The organism is Rhodovulum sp. ES.010, assembly GCF_900142935.1.
Taxonomy (GTDB): Bacteria; Pseudomonadota; Alphaproteobacteria; order Rhodobacterales; family Rhodobacteraceae; genus Rhodovulum.
This window is the reverse complement of the sequence record NZ_FSRS01000001.1, coordinates 313732-329571: the sequence shown is the minus strand read 5'-3', so window position 1 is coordinate 329571 and position 15840 is coordinate 313732. Positions and strand designations below refer to the sequence as shown.

Annotated in this window: 15 protein-coding genes; 8 read left to right on the top strand and 7 right to left on the bottom strand. The window is 69.9% G+C overall.

Annotated elements, in window-relative coordinates; translation table 11 throughout:
• Nucleotides 1–32 precede the first annotated feature (32 nt).
• From BUR28_RS01670 to BUR28_RS01655, 5 genes are all read right to left on the bottom strand, one after another.
• Nucleotides 33–608, bottom strand: a complete 576-nt coding sequence (locus tag BUR28_RS01670) for a sarcosine oxidase subunit gamma (RefSeq protein WP_074218534.1) — start codon at nucleotides 606–608, stop codon at nucleotides 33–35.
• Nucleotides 601–3609: a sarcosine oxidase subunit alpha family protein gene (locus tag BUR28_RS01665; protein ID WP_074218533.1), complete on the bottom strand. Its 3009-nt coding sequence runs from the start codon at nucleotides 3607–3609 to the stop codon at nucleotides 601–603. Before BUR28_RS01665 ends, BUR28_RS01670 begins: the two co-directional genes overlap by 8 nt.
• Nucleotides 3606–3935 (bottom strand): sarcosine oxidase subunit delta, encoded by a 330-nt coding sequence (locus BUR28_RS01660; RefSeq protein ID WP_074218532.1) that lies wholly within the window; start codon nucleotides 3933–3935, stop codon nucleotides 3606–3608. The genes BUR28_RS01665 and BUR28_RS01660 overlap by 4 nt, the downstream gene beginning before the upstream one ends.
• Nucleotides 3936–3989: 54 nt before the next feature.
• Entirely contained in the window at nucleotides 3990–4157 is a 168-nt protein-coding gene (locus BUR28_RS19785) for a hypothetical protein (RefSeq protein WP_175566870.1), read from the bottom strand.
• 175 nt (nucleotides 4158–4332) lie between these two features.
• On the bottom strand, nucleotides 4333–5586 hold the full coding sequence (locus BUR28_RS01655; RefSeq protein WP_074218531.1) for a sarcosine oxidase subunit beta family protein: 1254 nt from the start codon (nucleotides 5584–5586) through the stop codon (nucleotides 4333–4335).
• 197 nt (nucleotides 5587–5783) lie between these two features.
• Between BUR28_RS01655 and ccmI the strand changes: the two genes are divergently transcribed.
• The 3 genes from ccmI to BUR28_RS01640 are packed head-to-tail and all read left to right on the top strand — an operon-like array spanning nucleotide 5784 to nucleotide 7698.
• Complete coding sequence (gene ccmI, locus BUR28_RS01650) at nucleotides 5784–7019, top strand: c-type cytochrome biogenesis protein CcmI (protein WP_074218530.1); 1236 nt, start codon at nucleotides 5784–5786, stop codon at nucleotides 7017–7019.
• A complete protein-coding gene (gene ruvX / locus BUR28_RS01645) occupies nucleotides 7016–7495 on the top strand; it encodes a Holliday junction resolvase RuvX (RefSeq protein ID WP_074218529.1) in 480 nt (159 codons plus the stop codon). Before ccmI ends, ruvX begins: the two co-directional genes overlap by 4 nt.
• Complete coding sequence (locus BUR28_RS01640) at nucleotides 7492–7698, top strand: DUF1289 domain-containing protein (protein WP_074218528.1); 207 nt, start codon at nucleotides 7492–7494, stop codon at nucleotides 7696–7698. The genes ruvX and BUR28_RS01640 overlap by 4 nt, the downstream gene beginning before the upstream one ends.
• A 5-nt stretch (nucleotides 7699–7703) precedes the next feature.
• Here BUR28_RS01640 and BUR28_RS01635 read toward each other — a convergent pair whose 3' ends face one another.
• Nucleotides 7704–8528, bottom strand: a complete 825-nt coding sequence (locus BUR28_RS01635; RefSeq protein WP_074218527.1) for a sulfite exporter TauE/SafE family protein — start codon at nucleotides 8526–8528, stop codon at nucleotides 7704–7706.
• 58 nt (nucleotides 8529–8586) lie between these two features.
• The gene (gene dusA, locus BUR28_RS01630; protein ID WP_074218526.1) at nucleotides 8587–9588 is read right to left on the bottom strand and encodes a tRNA dihydrouridine(20/20a) synthase DusA; all 1002 of its coding nucleotides are present in this window, start codon (nucleotides 9586–9588) and stop codon (nucleotides 8587–8589) included.
• A gap of 278 nt (nucleotides 9589–9866) precedes the next feature.
• Between dusA and BUR28_RS01625 the strand changes: the two genes are divergently transcribed.
• From BUR28_RS01625 to BUR28_RS01605, 5 genes are all read left to right on the top strand, one after another.
• Nucleotides 9867–10868: a TRAP transporter substrate-binding protein gene (locus BUR28_RS01625; RefSeq protein WP_217693502.1), complete on the top strand. Its 1002-nt coding sequence runs from the start codon at nucleotides 9867–9869 to the stop codon at nucleotides 10866–10868.
• A 1-nt stretch (nucleotide 10869) separates the two neighbouring features.
• Nucleotides 10870–11373, top strand: a complete 504-nt coding sequence (locus BUR28_RS01620) for a TRAP transporter small permease (RefSeq protein ID WP_217693501.1) — start codon at nucleotides 10870–10872, stop codon at nucleotides 11371–11373.
• Nucleotides 11370–12623, top strand: a complete 1254-nt coding sequence (locus BUR28_RS01615; RefSeq protein WP_074218525.1) for a TRAP transporter large permease — start codon at nucleotides 11370–11372, stop codon at nucleotides 12621–12623. The genes BUR28_RS01620 and BUR28_RS01615 overlap by 4 nt, the downstream gene beginning before the upstream one ends.
• A 90-nt stretch (nucleotides 12624–12713) precedes the next feature.
• Complete coding sequence (locus BUR28_RS01610) at nucleotides 12714–13628, top strand: LysR substrate-binding domain-containing protein (RefSeq protein ID WP_074218524.1); 915 nt, start codon at nucleotides 12714–12716, stop codon at nucleotides 13626–13628.
• An 86-nt stretch (nucleotides 13629–13714) separates the two neighbouring features.
• Nucleotides 13715–15763, top strand: coding sequence for an ABC transporter substrate-binding protein (locus BUR28_RS01605; RefSeq protein WP_074218523.1), 2049 nt, complete (start codon nucleotides 13715–13717; stop codon nucleotides 15761–15763).
• Nucleotides 15764–15840: the final 77 nt, after the last annotated feature.

Below are 15840 nucleotides of genomic sequence, written 5' to 3'. Positions count from 1 at the left end.
TTGCCTTAGATGGAGGCGCTGCGGGGGGAAGGTCAAGCCCAGTCGGGGAAATAGCCGACCGCCGAACCGGGGGCCGCGGCGCCCTTGAGAAGGTCGAAGGCATAGCCCGCGACCGAGCGGAAGCAGACCAGCCCGAAGCCCCCCGTTTCGGCCCAGATCGCAACCGGCACCTGCGCCAGGCGCGTGCGCCGCACCCTGCCCTCGGGGAAGGCGTCGGGGGCCATGTCCGCGGGCGTCAGCTTGGCCAGCACCTCGCGCGCGCCCGGCCCGTGCACACGGAACACGGCGCGGGCGTCGGACACGTCCGCCGCGGTCGCGTGCTGGCCCTCGAGCGCCGCCTCCAGCGCCTCGACGGTTTCGGCGGCCTCGGGGGACGGCATGAACAGCAGCAACTCGTCGGGCGCCATCCAGGCCGCGCCGCGCGGGCCGTCCCAGGACGCGGCCAGCGGATCGGGCAGCGCGACGCCCGCCACCTTCCTGACCGCGGATTTCACCTTCCGGGCGGAGAGGTCGGCGCGCAGCGTGACCATGCCCCGGGCGGGCGCCTCCTCGACCGTGGCGATGCCCTCGGCTCGGGCGCCGTTCAGCGCGGTGACGGGCTCAGACATTCTGCTTCTCCCCTTCGGCGTCGTAGAACACGGGGCTGACGATGCGGGCCGCGACGGTGGAGCCGTCGACCTTGCCGAAGGCGATCACCTCGCCCATCCGGTCGGGCCCGTGGCGCACCAGCCCCATCGCGATGCCGCGCCCGAGCGTGGGCGAGTGATAGCTCGACGTGACGCGGCCCTGCACGTTGCGCTGGCCGTTGGCGTTCTTCCCATCGTCCAGCGCGTAGGCGCCGTCCGGCAGGACGGATCCGTCCAGCGTTTCCAGGCCGACCAGTTTCCACCGCTCCGGGTCGGTCATGTGGCTGCGCGCCTGCGCGCGCTTGCCGATGAAATCGTCCTTCTTCTTCGACACCGCCCAGTCGAGGCCGAGGTCCTGCGGGATCACGGTTCCGTCGGTCTCGTCCCCGATCATGATGAAGCCCTTTTCGGCGCGCATGATGTGCAGCGCCTCGGTGCCGTAGGGCATCACGCCGAGGTCTTCGCCCGCGGCCAGGCAGGCATCCCAGAACGCGCGGCCCCGGTTCGCGGGGATCGCCACCTCGAAGGAGAGTTCGCCCGAGAACGAGATGCGGTAGACCCGGGCCGGGATGCCGGCCAGCGTGCCGTCCGCCCAACCCATGAAGGACAGCGCGTCCCTGGACAGGTCCATGCCGCCGAGTTTTTCCAGCAGGGTCCGCGCCTTGGGGCCGACAACCGCGACCTGGGCGTATTGCTCGGTCAGGTTGACGACGTGAACCTTGAGGTCCCACCACTCGGTCTGCAGCCATTCCTCCAGGTGCTGGTGCACATGCTCGGCCCCTCCGCTGGTCGTGTGGCAGAGGAAGCTGTCCTCCGACAGCCGGGCCACCACGCCGTCATCCATCAGGAAGCCGTTTTCCGAACACATCAGCCCGTAACGGCAGCGCCCGGGTTTCAGCGTGGACTTCATGTTGGTGTAGACGCGGTCGAGGAACTCCGCCGCATCCGGCCCCTTGACCAGCAGCTTGCCCAGCGTCGAGGCGTCCAGCACGCCGACGTTTTCGCGGGTGTTCTTCACCTCCCGCTGCACCGACTGCGCGACGCTCTCGCCCTTGCGCGGATAGGTGTAGGGACGGCGCCAGTGGCCCACGGGTTCGAAATGGGCGCCTTGCGCTTCATGCCAGGCGTGGATCGGGGTCTTGCGCACCGGCTGGAAGGTCGCGCCGCGCGCCTCGCCCGCGATGGCGCCCAGCGTCAGCGGCGTGTAGGGCGGGCGGAAGGTCGTGGTGCCGACCTGCGGGATCGCCGCGCCCAGCGTATCGGCCAGGATCGCGAGCCCGTTGATATTGCTGAGTTTCCCTTGGTCGGTCGCCATCCCCAGCGTGGTATAGCGCTTGGTGTGCTCGACGCTTTCGTAGCCCTCGCGGGCGGCGAGCTGGACGTCCGAAACCTTCACGTCGTTCTGGTAGTCGAGAAACATCTTCATGCGCGCGGCGGGCTCGGCGCGGCGCGGCATGACCCATATGAATTCCATCGGACTTTCATCGGACTTCGATATGGCAAATGTTCGGACTTCCGCCCGGCACCCGGCCGCCTCGGCCGCCGCCGCCCCTGCCCGGCCGGCATCGGGCAGGCAGTCTTCGGCCAGCAGCGCACCGCTGGCCGCGCCGGCCGTCGTCACGAAGGGCCGCCCGTCGGCGCCGGTCGGCGCGCGGGAGGGGTCGGGCCGGAACATGCCGTGCCGGTCGTCCCAGGTCAGCTTGCCGCCGCAATGGGACCACAGGTGCACCACCGGCGACCAGCCGCCCGACATCGCCACCGCATCGCAGGCAATCGTGTCGGAGGCCATGGCGAGCCCGTTGACCGGGCCGATGCCCACGCCGGTCACGCGCTTGGCGCCCTTGACCTTGACCACGGCCATGCCCGTCCGCACCGGCACGCCGCGTGCCCGCACGGCCTGGGGCAAGGGCCCGTCGGCGGTTTGCCGGGCATCGACGATGGCCGGAACCTCCAGCCCCGCGTCCAGCAGGGTCAGCGCCGTGCGATAGGCGTCGTCGTTGTTGGTGACGATCACGGTGCGTTGGCCGGGCGCGACGGCCCAGTTCACCACGTAGTCGCGCACCGCAGAGGCCAGCATGACGCCCGGCACGTCGTTGCCGGGGAAGGCCAGCGGGCGTTCGATGGCACCGGTGGCGGTGACCACCTGTTTGGCGCGGATCTTCCACAGGCGGTGGCGGGGGCCGGGTGCATCGGGGGCGTGATCGGTCAGCCGTTCGTGGGCCAGCACATAGCCGTGGTCGTAGACGCCCGCCCCCTGCATGCGCAGGCGCAGCGTGACGTTATCCATCTTTTCAAGGGCTTCGACGGCGCCCCTTACCCACGCTGCGGGCGCCTGGCCGTCGATCTCGCCCCCGTCCACCGGCGCGCGGCCGCCCCAATGGGCGGTCTGTTCGACCAGCAGCACGCGCGCGCCCGACCGGCCCGCGACCAGCGCGGCCTCCAGCCCCGCGACACCGCCGCCGACCACCAGCACGTCGACATGGGCGTGGAAATGTTCGTAGGTGTCGGGGTCGGCCTCGGTCGGCGCGCGGCCCAGGCCCGCCGACTGGCGGATCACCGGTTCGTAGACATGCTTCCAGAAGGCGCGCGGCCAGAGGAACGTCTTGTAGTAGAACCCCGCGGGCAGGAACCGGGCGAGACGCGCGTTCAGCGCGCCCACGTCGAAGTCCAGCGAAGGGAAGCGGTTCTGGCTTTCGGCCACCAGCCCGTCGAAGAGTTCCGTCATGGTGGCGCGCTGGTTCGGCTCGAACCGGCCGCCCTGCCCGAGGCCCACCAGCGCGTTCGGTTCCTCGGCGCCCGAGGCGACCACGCCGCGGGGCCGGTGATACTTGAAGGACCGGCCGACCAGCATCCGGTCACTGGCCAGAAGGGCCGCGGCCAGCGTGTCGCCGGCGAAGCCCTCATGCGCGGCCCCGTCGAAGGTGAAGCTGCAGGGCGCGGCGCGGTCGATCAGGCGGCCGCCGGTGTGCAGGCGAAAGCTCATTCCCCGCCCTCCCATTCGAAGCCGGGATGTTTCGCGGCGATCCGGTCGATTATGTCGCGGGGCGGTTCGCTCACCTGCGCCGAATAGGTGCCGAACACCTCCAGCGTCACCGTATCGCGCGCGGCGTGGAACCACTTGCCGCAGCCATGGGCGTGCCGCCAGCGTTCGAAATGGACGCCCCTGGGGTTCTTGCGGTGGAAGAGGTAGGATTCGAACTGCGCGTCGTCCCAGCCGGGACCGCGGCGCGTCAGGTGCGCCTCGCCGCCGGGCGACAGTTCGGTTTCGTCCGCGGCGGTGCCGCAGACGGGACAGGTCAGGATCAGCATGACGCCCCCTCGGTCCGTTGGGTCAGACGGTCGGGGGCGCCGGGGAAGCCCCCCTTATTCTTCGGGCAGCGGGTAGACCTGCTCGCCGCCCTGGCTGGAAATGGTGCCGTAGATCTGGGCGCCGACCACCCCGATGAAGAGCGGCAGGAGCAGGCCGGCGACCAGGCCGATCCACTTGCTCGCGCTTTCGGGAACGATGACGTCGTAGTTCTGCTCAGCCATGGGCGGATCTCCGAATTGCGTTTGGCACCCCTTATGCGAACGCGCTGCGGGAGCGTCAAGGCGACCAAACGCGCACGGCGCCCGGATGCGACAGAGCGGCCCAGCGCGGGCCGGCCCGGGGCGGGCTGCGCGTCGCGCGGCGCAAGCGGGGCGGCGAGGATCGGACGGGCGGGCATCAATGCGCCACCCCCGCCGCCACGCTTTCGTCGATGAAGCGGCCCTCGCGGAAGCGGTCGAGGCCGAACTCGGCGGCCAGCGGCCCCGGCGCGCCCTTCGCCACCAGCTCGGCCATCGCCCAGCCCGATCCGGGGATCGCCTTGAAGCCCCCGGTACCCCAGCCGCAATTGATGAAGCAGTTGCCGAGGGGCGTTTTCGAGAGGATCGGCGAACGGTCACCGGTCATGTCGACGATGCCGCCCCATTGCCGCAGCATCTTGAGCCGGGTGACGATGGGGAAGGTCTCGCACAGCGCGCGGACGGTTTCCTCGATATGGTGGAAGCTGCCCCGCTGGGTGTAGTTGTTGAACCCGTCCGCGCCGCCGCCGATCACCATCTCGCCCTTGTCGGACTGGCTCATGTAGCCGTGCACGCTGTTGGCCATCACCACCACGTCCATGCAGGGCTTGATCGGTTCGGAAACCAGCGCCTGCAGCGCCACGGATTCGATGGGCAGGCGGAAGCCGGCCATCTCGGCCAGCACGCCGGAATGGCCCGCCACGACGATGGCGAGCTTGTCGCAGCCGATCGTGCCCTTCGAGGTCTCGACGCCGGTCACCTTGCCGCCCTGTTGGCGAACGGCCGTCACCTCGCATTGCTGGATGATGTCCATGCCCATCGCCGAACAGGCCCGCGCATAGCCCCAGGCGACCGCGTCGTGGCGCGCGGTGCCGCCGCGGGCCTGCCAGAGCGCGCCGAGGACCGGGTAGCGCGGCCCCTCGATGTTCATGATCGGGCAGATTTCCTTGACGCGCCTGGGCCCGATGAACTCGGTCGGGATGCCCTGCAGCGCGTTGGCCTGCGCGGTGCGCTTCCAGCCGCGCGCCTCGTGCTCGGTCTGGGCCAGCATCAGCACGCCGCGGGGGCTGAACATGACGTTGTAGTTCAGCTCCTGCGACAGGTCCTCGTAGAGGCTGCGCGCCTTTTCGTAGATCGCGGCGGATGGGTCCTGCAGGTAGTTCGAGCGGATGATCGTGGTGTTGCGGCCCGTGTTGCCGCCGCCCAGCCAGCCCTTTTCGATCACCGCCACGTTGCGGATGCCGAACCGGCGCCCGAGGTAGTAGGCCGTCGCCAGCCCGTGCCCGCCCGCGCCGACCACGATCACATCATAGTGAGATTTCGGGGCCGGAGAGGTCCAGGCCCGCGCCCATCCTTCGTGGTAGCGGGTGGCTTCGCGGGCGACGGCGAAGGCGGAATAGCGTCTCGTGGCCAAAGGCGACTCCCCTTGTCTGGCGGGCTTTCCCGGGCCCCTTCATGCACCGCGCGCGCGCCCCGCCCCTGCCCGCTTGCGGCATCGTGGAACGGGAACGCGACATGGGCGGCGGGGCGCGGCGGCGGACGCTTTGCCCTTTCGATTCCGCCGGATGCGTAATAGATCGGCGGGGGAACGTTACAACGAGGTCGCCGCGCATGTTCTTCTGGATCGTCGCCATCGGGCTGGCCGCCGCGATCGCGGCGCTTCTCGCCGTCACGCTGGTCCGCGGCCGGTCGGGGGACGAACCGCCCGCGGCCTACGACCTGCGCGTCTATCGCGATCAGTTGCACGAGGTGGACAAGGACCTGGCGCGCGGCGTGATCACCCCCGACGAAGCGGATCGCATCCGCACCGAGGTGTCGCGCCGGGTGCTGGAGGCCGACCGCAAGCTGGCCGAACAGGACGGCGGCGCGCGGGCGCCGCGGACCGTCAGCCTAGCCACGGCCGCGGGGCTGGTCGTCGCGCTGGTCGCCGGCACCTATGGCGTCTATGCGGTGGTCGGCGCACCCGGTGCGCCCGACCGGCCGCTGCAGGCGCGGCTGGGCGAGGCGGCGGAGTATCGCGCCAACCGGATGCGGCAGGCCGAGGCCGAGGAACAGGCCCCGCCGGTGCCCGTGCCGCCGCCCTCGCCCGAGCATATCGAGCTTGTCGAAAAGCTGCGCAGCGTCGTGGCCGACCGGCAGGACGACCTGCGCGGCTTCATCCTGCTGGCGCGCAACGAGGCGGCGCTGGGCAACTTCAAGGCCGCCTATGCCGCGCAGTCCCGGGTGGTCGACCTGAAACAGGGCCGCGCCACCGCCGAGGATCACGCCACGCTGGCCGACATGATGGTTCTGGCGGCCGGCGGCTATGTCTCGCCCGAGGTCGAAGCGGTGCTGGAGGACGCGCTGAACCGCGACCCGCGCAACGGCACGGCGCTGTACTACTGGGGGCTCATGCATATCCAGACCGGCCGGCCCGACGTGGCCTTCCGGGTGTGGCGCGAGCTTCTGAAGACGACGGAAGCGGGCGATCCCTGGCTTCAGCCCGTGCGCAGCCAGATTCTGGACCTGGCCTGGTATGCCGGCGACACCGATTACGAGATGCCGCCCCTGCCCGAGGCGGAGGGCGTGCGCGGCCCCACCGCCGAGGACATGGAGGCCGCCGCCGGGATGAGCCCCGAGCAGCGCGAGGAGATGGTGCGCAACATGGTGGCGAACCTGTCGGACCGGCTGGCGCGCGACGGCGGCGGGCCGCAGCAATGGGCGCAGCTGATCCGCGCGCTGGGCGTGCTCGGCGATACCGAGCAGGCCGGCCGCATCTGGGCCGAGGCGCAGCAGCTCTTTGCCGGCTATCCCGACGCGCTGGACACCGTCCGCGCGGCCGCGGCCGCGGCGGGCGTCGCCGAGTGAGCGTTTTCGACAGCCCCGAGGAGTTCGCCGCCGCCCTGCCCGCCCATGGCGCGCTGGTCGGGCTCGATTTCGGCGAGAAGACCATCGGGGTCGCGGTCTCGGATGCGTTCCGGTCGGTGGCGACGCCGCTGGAGACCGTGCGGCGCAAGAAGTTCACGCTGGACGCGGGCCAGGTGCTGGAAATCGCCCGGGGGCGCGCGGTGTCGGGGCTGCTGCTGGGGCTGCCGCGCAACATGGACGGGACCGAGGGGCCGCGCTGCCAGTCCACCCGCGCCTTCGCGCGCAACCTCTCGCGCCTGACCGACCTGCCCATCGGCTTCTGGGACGAGCGGCTGTCGACGGTCGCGGCCGAACGCGCGCTGCTGGAGGCCGACACCTCGCGCAAGCGCCGCGCGGAAGTGATTGACCATGTCGCCGCCGGCTATATCCTGCAGGGGTTTCTCGACCGATTGCGCCACCTGAAGGACGCGCCATGAGCGAAGACCGCCCCGCCCGGCCGACCGGCGCCATCGAGACGCCCTGCAACAAGGTCTGCAAGGTCGACCCCGAAAGCCGGCTGTGCATCGGCTGCCTGCGCTCGATGGACGAGATCGGCGCCTGGAGCCGGATGCGCCCCGAGGACCGCCGCCGGGTGATGGACGAGCTGCCGGCCCGTCGCCCGCGCCTCGCGCGGTCCTGACGCGGTCAGAGCCCGACCGCCTTTCGCAGCATGTTGCCCGCCACGACCAGCGCGAACAGCGCGAAGACCCGGCGCAGCGGCCGCGGATCGAGCCGGTGGGCGAGCCGCACGCCGAGCGGCGCGGTCAGGAAGGTCATCCCCACGATCACCGCGAAGGCCGGCAGGTTCACCGCGCCGACCGTGAGCGGTGGCCGGCCCTCGGGCGGGATCTGCATCGCGAGAAAGCCCAGCACGGAGGGCCCGGCGATCGCGACCCCGAACCCCGCCGCCGTGGCGACGGCCCGGTGGATCGGCTGGTTGTAGGCGGTCATCAGCGGCACGCCGAACAGCCCGCCGCCGATGCCCATCAGCACCGCGAGAAACCCCACCAGCGCCGACAGCGCCGCGCGCAGCCGGCCCAGGGGCATCGCCTCGGCCAGCCGCCAGTTCGGATTGCCGAAGGCCAGCCAGCCGCCGGCCAGCACCCCCAGCACGCCGAACATGGCCTGCAGCACGACCGAGCGCAGCCCCGCGGCCACCAGCACGCCCAGCACCGCGCCCGCCGCCAGCCCCGGCCCCCAGCCCTTCAGGATCGTCCAGTCGACCGCCCCCTTGGCGTGATGCGCCAGGACCGAGCGCACCGAGGTCACGATGATCGTCGCCAGCGAGGTCGCAAGGCAGATCTGCATCAGGTGCGGGCTGTCGTAGCCCAGCGCCGAGAAGGCATAGAAGAAGGCCGGCACCAGGATCAGCCCGCCGCCCACGCCCAAGAGCCCCGCGATCACGCCCGCCACGGCGCCGATCGCGAGCAGCAGCGCCAGCATCGAAAGGATCAGCGTCGGCTCGGGCATCGCGGGCCGGGTAGCGCATGGCCGCGCCCGCGGCAAGCGGCATGTGGCGGGCGCGGGCTCAGGCGGCGCGCGCGCCGTCGCGCTGGCGCAGCGCCTCGTCCAGCAGCTCGAGCCCCGCGCCCGGCCGTGTCGCCCCCTCGCTGAGCACGCGGCGCCAGGCGCGCGCCCCGGGCCGGCCCGCGAACAGCCCCAGCATGTGCCGGGTGACCGCGTGCAGCCGCCCGCCCGTCGCGAGGTGGCGCGCGATATAGGGCTTCATCTCCTCCACGACCCGGTGCCGCGACGTCTGGCCGGGCACGCCGAAGATCGCTTCGTCGGCCGGCAGCAGGATCGCGGCCGGATCGTGATAGGCCGCGCGCCCGATCATCGCCCCGTCAAGCCCGCCGGCGAGGAAATCCCGCGCGGCATCAAGGCTCTGAACGCCGCCGTTGATGCAGATTTCGAGCGCCGGAAAGGCGCGCTTCATCTCGGCCACCAGCCCGTAGTCGAGCGGCGGGACGTCCCGGTTCTCCTTCGGGCTCAACCCCTGCAGCCAGGCCTTGCGCGCGTGGACGACGAACCGCGAGACGCCCGCCGCCGCGACGGTTTCGAGAAAGCCGGGCAGGACCTCGCGCGGGTCCTGGTCGTCTACCCCGATCCGGCATTTGACCGTGACCTCGACAGAGGACGCGGCCGCCATCGCCGCCACGCACTCGGCGACCAGCGCGGGCGTTTTCATCAGCACCGCCCCGAAGGTGCCCGACTGCACCCGGTCCGACGGGCAGCCGACATTGAGATTGACCTCGTCATAGCCTTCGTCGCAGGCGATCCGCGCGGCCTCGGCCAGTTCCTTCGGGTCCGAGCCGCCCAGCTGCACGGCGACCGGGTGCTCGGCCGGGTCGAAGGCCAGCAGGTGGCGCGCCTCGCCGCGCACCAGCGCGGGCGCGGTGACCATCTCGGTATAGAGCAGCGTGTGCGCGGACATCAGCCGGTGGAAATACCGGCAATGCCGGTCGGTCCAGTCCATCATCGGGGCGACGGACAGGCGCCAGGGCACGATATCTTGCCGCTGTTTCTCCATGGCCGTCGCTTACACCCTAACCGTCGCTTTCGCCAGCCGCCGTTTGCCGCCCAAGGTCCATCCATTCGGCAGCGCCCGCACCAGGGGCCACGCCGGGCCGGGTCTTGCCCCTGCCCGTGCGCCTCGGAAGCTGGCGGCGGGCACGGGCGGCATGAGGGCGGCCCGGGCGCGCCCCGACAGGACGGTACCGGCAGTTCCGGCCCCGCCCCGGAACGCAGGCGGTTGACGCACCATATATTTCCGTCGAATGAACGGAAACGACTCGGAAAGGAGACCCGATGATGATCAGACGACATTTTCTTGCGGCCGCCCTGGGCACCACCGTCGCGCTCGGCGCGCTGCCCGGCGCCGCCTCTGACTTCGACGCGATGGAGCCCGTCACCCTGCGCCTGGCCCACGCCGTCAACGAACAGGACGGCTTCCACGTCGCGGCCGAGAAGTTCCGCGACCTCGTGGCCGAGCGCACCGACGGCAAGGTGACGGTCGAGATCTTCCCCAACGCGACGCTGGGCGACGAACGCACGCTGCTGGAGGGCATGCAGATCGGCAGCGTGGACATGGGCGTGATCACCAACGGCCCCGTCGCGAATTTCGTCGAGGAAATGGCGGTGTTCGAACTGCCCTTCCTGTTCCCCTCGCGCGAGGCGGCCTATCAGGTGCTGGACGGCGAGATCGGGCAGGAACTGCTGGACCGGCTTTCGGACGTGAACCTAAAGGGCCTTGCCTATGCCGAGCGCGGGTTCCGCAACCTGACCAACAGCCAGCGCCCGGTGGAAAGCCCCGCCGACCTGGACGGGCTGCGCATCCGGGTGATGGAGAACCCGGTCTATACCGACACCTTCCGCGAACTGGGCGCCAACGCAATTCCGATGGCCTGGACCGAGGCGCTGACCGCGATGCAGCAGGGCACCATCGACGGGCAGGAAAACCCGGTCGGCGTGGTCCATTCCTTCAAGCTGAACGAGACCCAGACCCACATGACCATGACGCGCCACACCTATGCGCCGGCGGTCTTCGTGATGGGGATGCCGGCCTGGAGCAAGCTGCCCGAACCCGCGCAGGAGGTGGTCGTTCAGGCCGCGCGCGAGGCGGCCGCCCATGAACGCGCGGTCAATGCCGAGATGGAAGCCAAGCAGCTGGAGGACCTGAAGGCCAGCGGCATGGCGGTGATCGAGGATGCCGACCTGTCGGCGTTCCAGGCGGCGGTGGCGCCGGTCTACGAGAAATACGGCGCGCGGTTCGGCGACTATCTCGACCGTATCCGCGCCGAGCTGGACTGACGTGCTGCGCCTCTTCGGCCTGATGGACCGCGCCATCGGCGCGGTCCTGCGCCCCGTCCTTGCGGCGGGGATGGCGGCGCTCATCGCGGTGATCACGTTGCAGATCGTCTCGCGCGTGGCGTTCACCGCGGTGGGCTGGACCGAAGAGGTGGCGCGGTTCCTTCTGGTCTGGCTGACCTTCCTGGGCGCCGTTCTGGCCTGGCAGCAGCACCGGCATATCGCGGTCGGCGTGCTGGTCGACCGGCTACCCGACCGCACGGGGCGGCTGGTCACGGGAACGGCGCTGGTCGCCGGCATCGCCTTCCTTCTGGCGCTGGCCTGGATCGCACGGGACTACATGGCGATGCAGAGTTTTCAGAAATCGGCCGCGCTGCGGGTGCCGATGACCTATGTCTACGCGGTGATCCCGCTCAGCGCCGTGCTGATGGCCGTGCTGGCGTTGTCGGACCTCGTCCGGCTGGCGCTGACCGGGCGGCGGCCAGCCCCCACGGAGCCCGTGGAATGAGCCTGCTTCTCTTCGGCCTGTTCTTCCTTCTGTTGCTGATGGGCCTGCCGGTCGCGCTGGCCATCGGGGGGGCGACGATGGTGGCGCTGCGGGCCGACGGCGTGCCGCTGTTGGTACTGCCGCAGCAGATGTTCTCGGGCGTCGACTCCTTCGCGCTGGTCGCGGTGCCGATGTTCATCCTGGCGGGCGACATCATGGCCCAGGGGCAGGTCAGCGCCCGCCTGGTCGCGCTGGCCGATGCGCTGATCGGGTTTCTCAAGGGCGGGCTGTCGATCGTCTCGGTGCTGGCCTCGATGTTCTTTGCGGCGATCTCGGGTTCGGGGGCGGCGACCACGGCGGCGGTCGGCTCGACCCTGGTGCCGGAACTCACGCGCAAGGGCTACGACCCCGCCTCCGCCGCCAGCCTGATCGCGGCGGGCGGCACCATCGGCGTGGTGATCCCGCCCTCGGTGCCGATGATCATCTACGCGGTGATCGCGCAGGAATCGGTGTCGAAGCTGTTTCTCAGCGGCTTCCTGCCCGGCCTCGCGATGGGGCTGGGGCTGATCGGGCTGGCGCTGGTGCAGGGGCACCGGCGCGCCTATCCGCGCGGCAGCGCGTTTTCGCCCCGCACCATCTGGCGGACGTTTCGCGCGGCGTTCTGGGGCCTTCTGACGCCGGTCATCATCCTTGGCGGCATCTTTTCCGGCATCTTCACCCCCAGCGAGGCCGCGGTGATCGCCGTAAACTACGCGATCATCGTGTCGCTCTTCATCTACCGCGACCTGGGGCTGGCCGATATCTACCGGCTATTCGTGCGCGCGGCCGTCACGACGGCGGTCATCATGTTCGTGATCTCGGCCTCGGCGGCGCTGAGCTGGACGCTGTCGAACTGGCAGGTGCCGGCGCGGATCGCCGATCTGGTGCTGGGGGTGTCGGCCAACGGCATGGTGGTGCTGGCGATGATGCTGGTGCTGATCCTGCTGACCGGCATCTTCATCGAGACCGCCTCGGCGCTGATCATCCTGACGCCGATCCTGCTGCCGCTGGCCCTGCAACTGGGGCTCGACCCGGTGCATTTCGGCATCATCATGGTGGTGGGGCTGGCCATCGGGATGATCACGCCGCCGGTCGCGATCAACCTTTACGTCGCCTCGTCGGTCACCGGGCTGGGCCTGGAACGGATCTCGCGCGCGGTGGTGCCCTACCTCCTCGTCCTGCTCACGGTGCTGGCCGCCATCGCCTACCTGCCGATACTTGTGGCGGGCTGACGCGCGTGGCCCTTGCGGCGGGCGATCCATCCAATTCACCGCAGCCCCGAACTGCAGTATGAACGGGATGAACGGCATCGGCGCAGGGGCATGAAGGGCAGGACGTCAAAGGGGCTGAGCATCGCGCAGCTGCGCGCCATCGAGGCCGTGGTGCGCTGCGGCAGCTTCTCGGCCGCCGCCAAGTCGCTGGGGGTGTCGCAGCCGTCGGTCTCTACCCATGTCTCGACCGCCGAACGCGCGGCGCGGGCCGTGCTGTTCGACCGGTTCGGCGACTCGATCCGCCCTGCCCCGGCGCTGACGGCCGTGTTGCCGCAGATCCGCGCCTTGCTGGCGCTTTACGGCGATATCGAGGCGAGCTTCCTTTCGACCCGCAGCGTGCAGAAGGGCGCGCTGCGCATCGGCTATTCCACCTACCAGTTGGCCATGCCGGTGATCGGAAGCTTCATGGCGGCCTTCCCGGCGATCGAGATCGAGGCACGGTCTCTGGCCTCCCGCGACGTGCTCGCCGGGCTCGACGCGGGGCGGCTCGATCTCGGCCTGGTCACCGGGCGCGAACTTCCCGCGCAGATGCACGGCGCCCCGCTGGTCGAGACGCCCATCGTCCTGGTCGCGCGCCCCGATCACCCCCTGGCCGCGCGCGGACGGGCGGATTGGGACGACATCGCGGGACTGCCGCTGATCACGCGCGAGAAAGGCTCGGGCACGCGGCAACTTTTCGAGGGTGCTGCCAGACTCGCGCGAATCGAGCTCAACCCGGTGCTCGCGCTCGGCTCCTGGGGCTCCATCGTGGCGATGGTGCGCGAAGGCGTGGGCCTTGGCGTGGCGATGCGCGCCGAATTGACGGCAACCGAGGGCCTCGTCCCCATCACCATCGGCGACGGGCGCCTGACGGCCCGGCATTTCGTCGTGTGTCCGCAACACATGGCCCGCGTGGCGGCGGTCGAGGCGTTCATCGCGCGCGCCCTCGACAAGCATGACGGAACCGTGACGGGCGGCAATTCATAACGTTTGGCTATATATCGGGCCGTTTTACGCATCTGTCATATGGGGGCGGCACCACGCGCGGGTCATCATGCCCAACGGAGTCCGCCATGACCTCGAAAGCTCTCCTTCTGTCCGGGGCGGCGCTGCTGACGCTGGCCCTGCCCGCGCTGGCCGAGTGCCCCGCCGTCACTGTCGCCGACATGCGGGGCCTGACGCCCGACCATCCGCAGCAATTCGAGCTCGCCGAGTTCGAGTCGAAGGCCGGGTGCGACCTCGGATTCGCCGAAAACCCCGAGATCGCGACCCTGAACGGAGAGATCCTGGGCAACGGCGATCTGCCGCCCGTCGAAGAGCGCCTGCCCGAGGAGCCGCTGGTGGTCGCCCCCTACGAGGCGATCGGGGCCTATGGCGGCACGCTGGTGGGCCTGTCGCGCGGCACCGAGTCGGGCACCTCGGACCTTTTGTCGGTCCGCCACGTCAACCTGGTGCGCTATTCCGACGACCTGCAGACCATCGTGCCGAACGTCGCGAAATCCTGGGCGTGGAACGACGATTTCACCCAGCTCACCTTTACGCTGCGCGCCGGTCACAAGTGGTCGGACGGCGCCCCGTTCACCGCCGAGGACGTGGCGTTCTGGTACAACGACGTGCTGATGAACCCCAACGTCATCGAGAAGGCGCCCGGCCGCTGGCTGTTCGACGGCAAGCCCGCCACGGTCGAGGCGCTGGACGGGACCACCGTTCGCTTCACCTTCCCGGTGGCGCAGCCGAACCTCTTGAACCGCTGGGCGATCGACTACGGCCAGACCTTTCTGCCCAAGCACGTCCTCGGCCGCTACCTCGACAAGTACAACGAGGGTGCCGCCGAGCTGCGCGCCGAGCACGGCTTCGCCAGCGAGGCCGAGGCGGTGAACTTCTTCTACGGAAATTCCGACTGGAGGGACGTGCCCTCGCCGCTGATGAAGGATGCCGACAAGGTCGCCGGGATCGGCGTGGGCGTCATGCCGACGCTGGAATCGCATATCCTGGTGGAGGAGGACACCGAAGGCCGCCACCTCGTCGCCAACCCCTATTTCCACATGGTCGACACCGCCGGCCACCAGCTGCCCTACATCTCGGAAATCCGGGAGGACTACGTGCCCGAGCGCGAGGTGGTGAACCTGCGCATCATGAACGGCGAGGTCACCTGGAAGCAGCAGGCGATGCAGCTCAACGACTTTCCGCTGCTGAAGGAGAACGAGGCCAAGGGCGACTACACCGTCGCGCTGACCCCGACGCTGGGCCAGTCACCCTATTACAGCTTCAACCGCACCCACAAGGACCCGGTGCTGCGCGCGATCTTCTCGGACGTGCGGTTCAGCCAGGCGCTGTCGCTGGGGCTCGACCGGGACGAGATCAACGAGATCGTCTATCTCGGCCAGGGCAAGCCGATGCAGACCGCGGCGGCCGAGCACATGACCGTGCCGTTCCTGTCGCCCGAGGACCTGGCGGTGTTCGTGGACTACGATCCCGACCGGGCCAACGCGCTTCTGGACGAGATGGGGCTGGCGCGCGGCAGCGACGGGGTGCGCCAGCGCCCCGACGGCAAGCCGCTGTCGATCCGCATCGTCTTCGCCAGCCAGGGCACGGCCTCGCAGCTCCATGAGCTGACCGCGGGCTACTGGTCCGATCTCGGCCTTCAGGTCGACGTGCGCGAGGTGACCTCGGACGAGTACCGCGCCGCGGCGAACGCCAACGAGGTCGACGTGCTGACCTGGAAGAACGACGGCGTATCGGGGCCGAACATCAGCCAGGACGCGACCGACGCGCTGTTCCCGGGCGATCCGTTCAACCCCAAGGGCCACGCCGACTGGGCCACCTGGATCGAGACCGACGGCGCGGAAGGCATCGAGCCGCCGGCCGATATCAAGCGGCTCTTTGCGGCGGCGGCCGAGTTCACCCGGCACCCGCTGGGCAGCGAGGAGAGCAACGCGCTGGGCGCCGAGATGATGAAGATCCATCTCGACAACCTCATCAAGATCGGGATCGTCGCCGAGATCCCCGAGCCGGTGGTCTACACCAACGCGCTGAAGAACGTGCCGCAGTTCACCGCCAAGGCCTACGACTACTACTGGACCTATCCCTACCGGGCCCAGCAGTGGTGGCTGGAGCAATAGGCGCGGTCGCCCCCCGTTGAGACGGCCCCGGGCGCCCGCGCCCGGGGCACACACCCCCCGCACCTCACGCGACAGCG

What these genes read in the sequence shown, in the direction of transcription:
- BUR28_RS01670 (WP_074218534.1), bottom strand. Translation starts at nt 608, where the DNA reads ATGTCTGAGCCCGTCACCGCGCTGAACGGCGCCCGAGCCGAGGGCATC.
- BUR28_RS01665 (WP_074218533.1), bottom strand. Translation starts at nt 3,609, where the DNA reads ATGAGCTTTCGCCTGCACACCGGCGGCCGCCTGATCGACCGCGCCGCG.
- BUR28_RS01660 (WP_074218532.1), bottom strand. Translation starts at nt 3,935, where the DNA reads ATGCTGATCCTGACCTGTCCCGTCTGCGGCACCGCCGCGGACGAAACC.
- BUR28_RS19785 (WP_175566870.1), bottom strand. Translation starts at nt 4,157, where the DNA reads ATGGCTGAGCAGAACTACGACGTCATCGTTCCCGAAAGCGCGAGCAAG.
- ccmI (WP_074218530.1), top strand. Translation starts at nt 5,784, where the DNA reads ATGTTCTTCTGGATCGTCGCCATCGGGCTGGCCGCCGCGATCGCGGCG.
- BUR28_RS01640 (WP_074218528.1), top strand. Translation starts at nt 7,492, where the DNA reads ATGAGCGAAGACCGCCCCGCCCGGCCGACCGGCGCCATCGAGACGCCC.
- BUR28_RS01635 (WP_074218527.1), bottom strand. Translation starts at nt 8,528, where the DNA reads ATGCCCGAGCCGACGCTGATCCTTTCGATGCTGGCGCTGCTGCTCGCG.
- dusA (WP_074218526.1), bottom strand. Translation starts at nt 9,588, where the DNA reads ATGGAGAAACAGCGGCAAGATATCGTGCCCTGGCGCCTGTCCGTCGCC.
- BUR28_RS01625 (WP_217693502.1), top strand. Translation starts at nt 9,867, where the DNA reads ATGATGATCAGACGACATTTTCTTGCGGCCGCCCTGGGCACCACCGTC.
- BUR28_RS01615 (WP_074218525.1), top strand. Translation starts at nt 11,370, where the DNA reads ATGAGCCTGCTTCTCTTCGGCCTGTTCTTCCTTCTGTTGCTGATGGGC.
- BUR28_RS01610 (WP_074218524.1), top strand. Translation starts at nt 12,714, where the DNA reads ATGAAGGGCAGGACGTCAAAGGGGCTGAGCATCGCGCAGCTGCGCGCC.
- BUR28_RS01605 (WP_074218523.1), top strand. Translation starts at nt 13,715, where the DNA reads ATGACCTCGAAAGCTCTCCTTCTGTCCGGGGCGGCGCTGCTGACGCTG.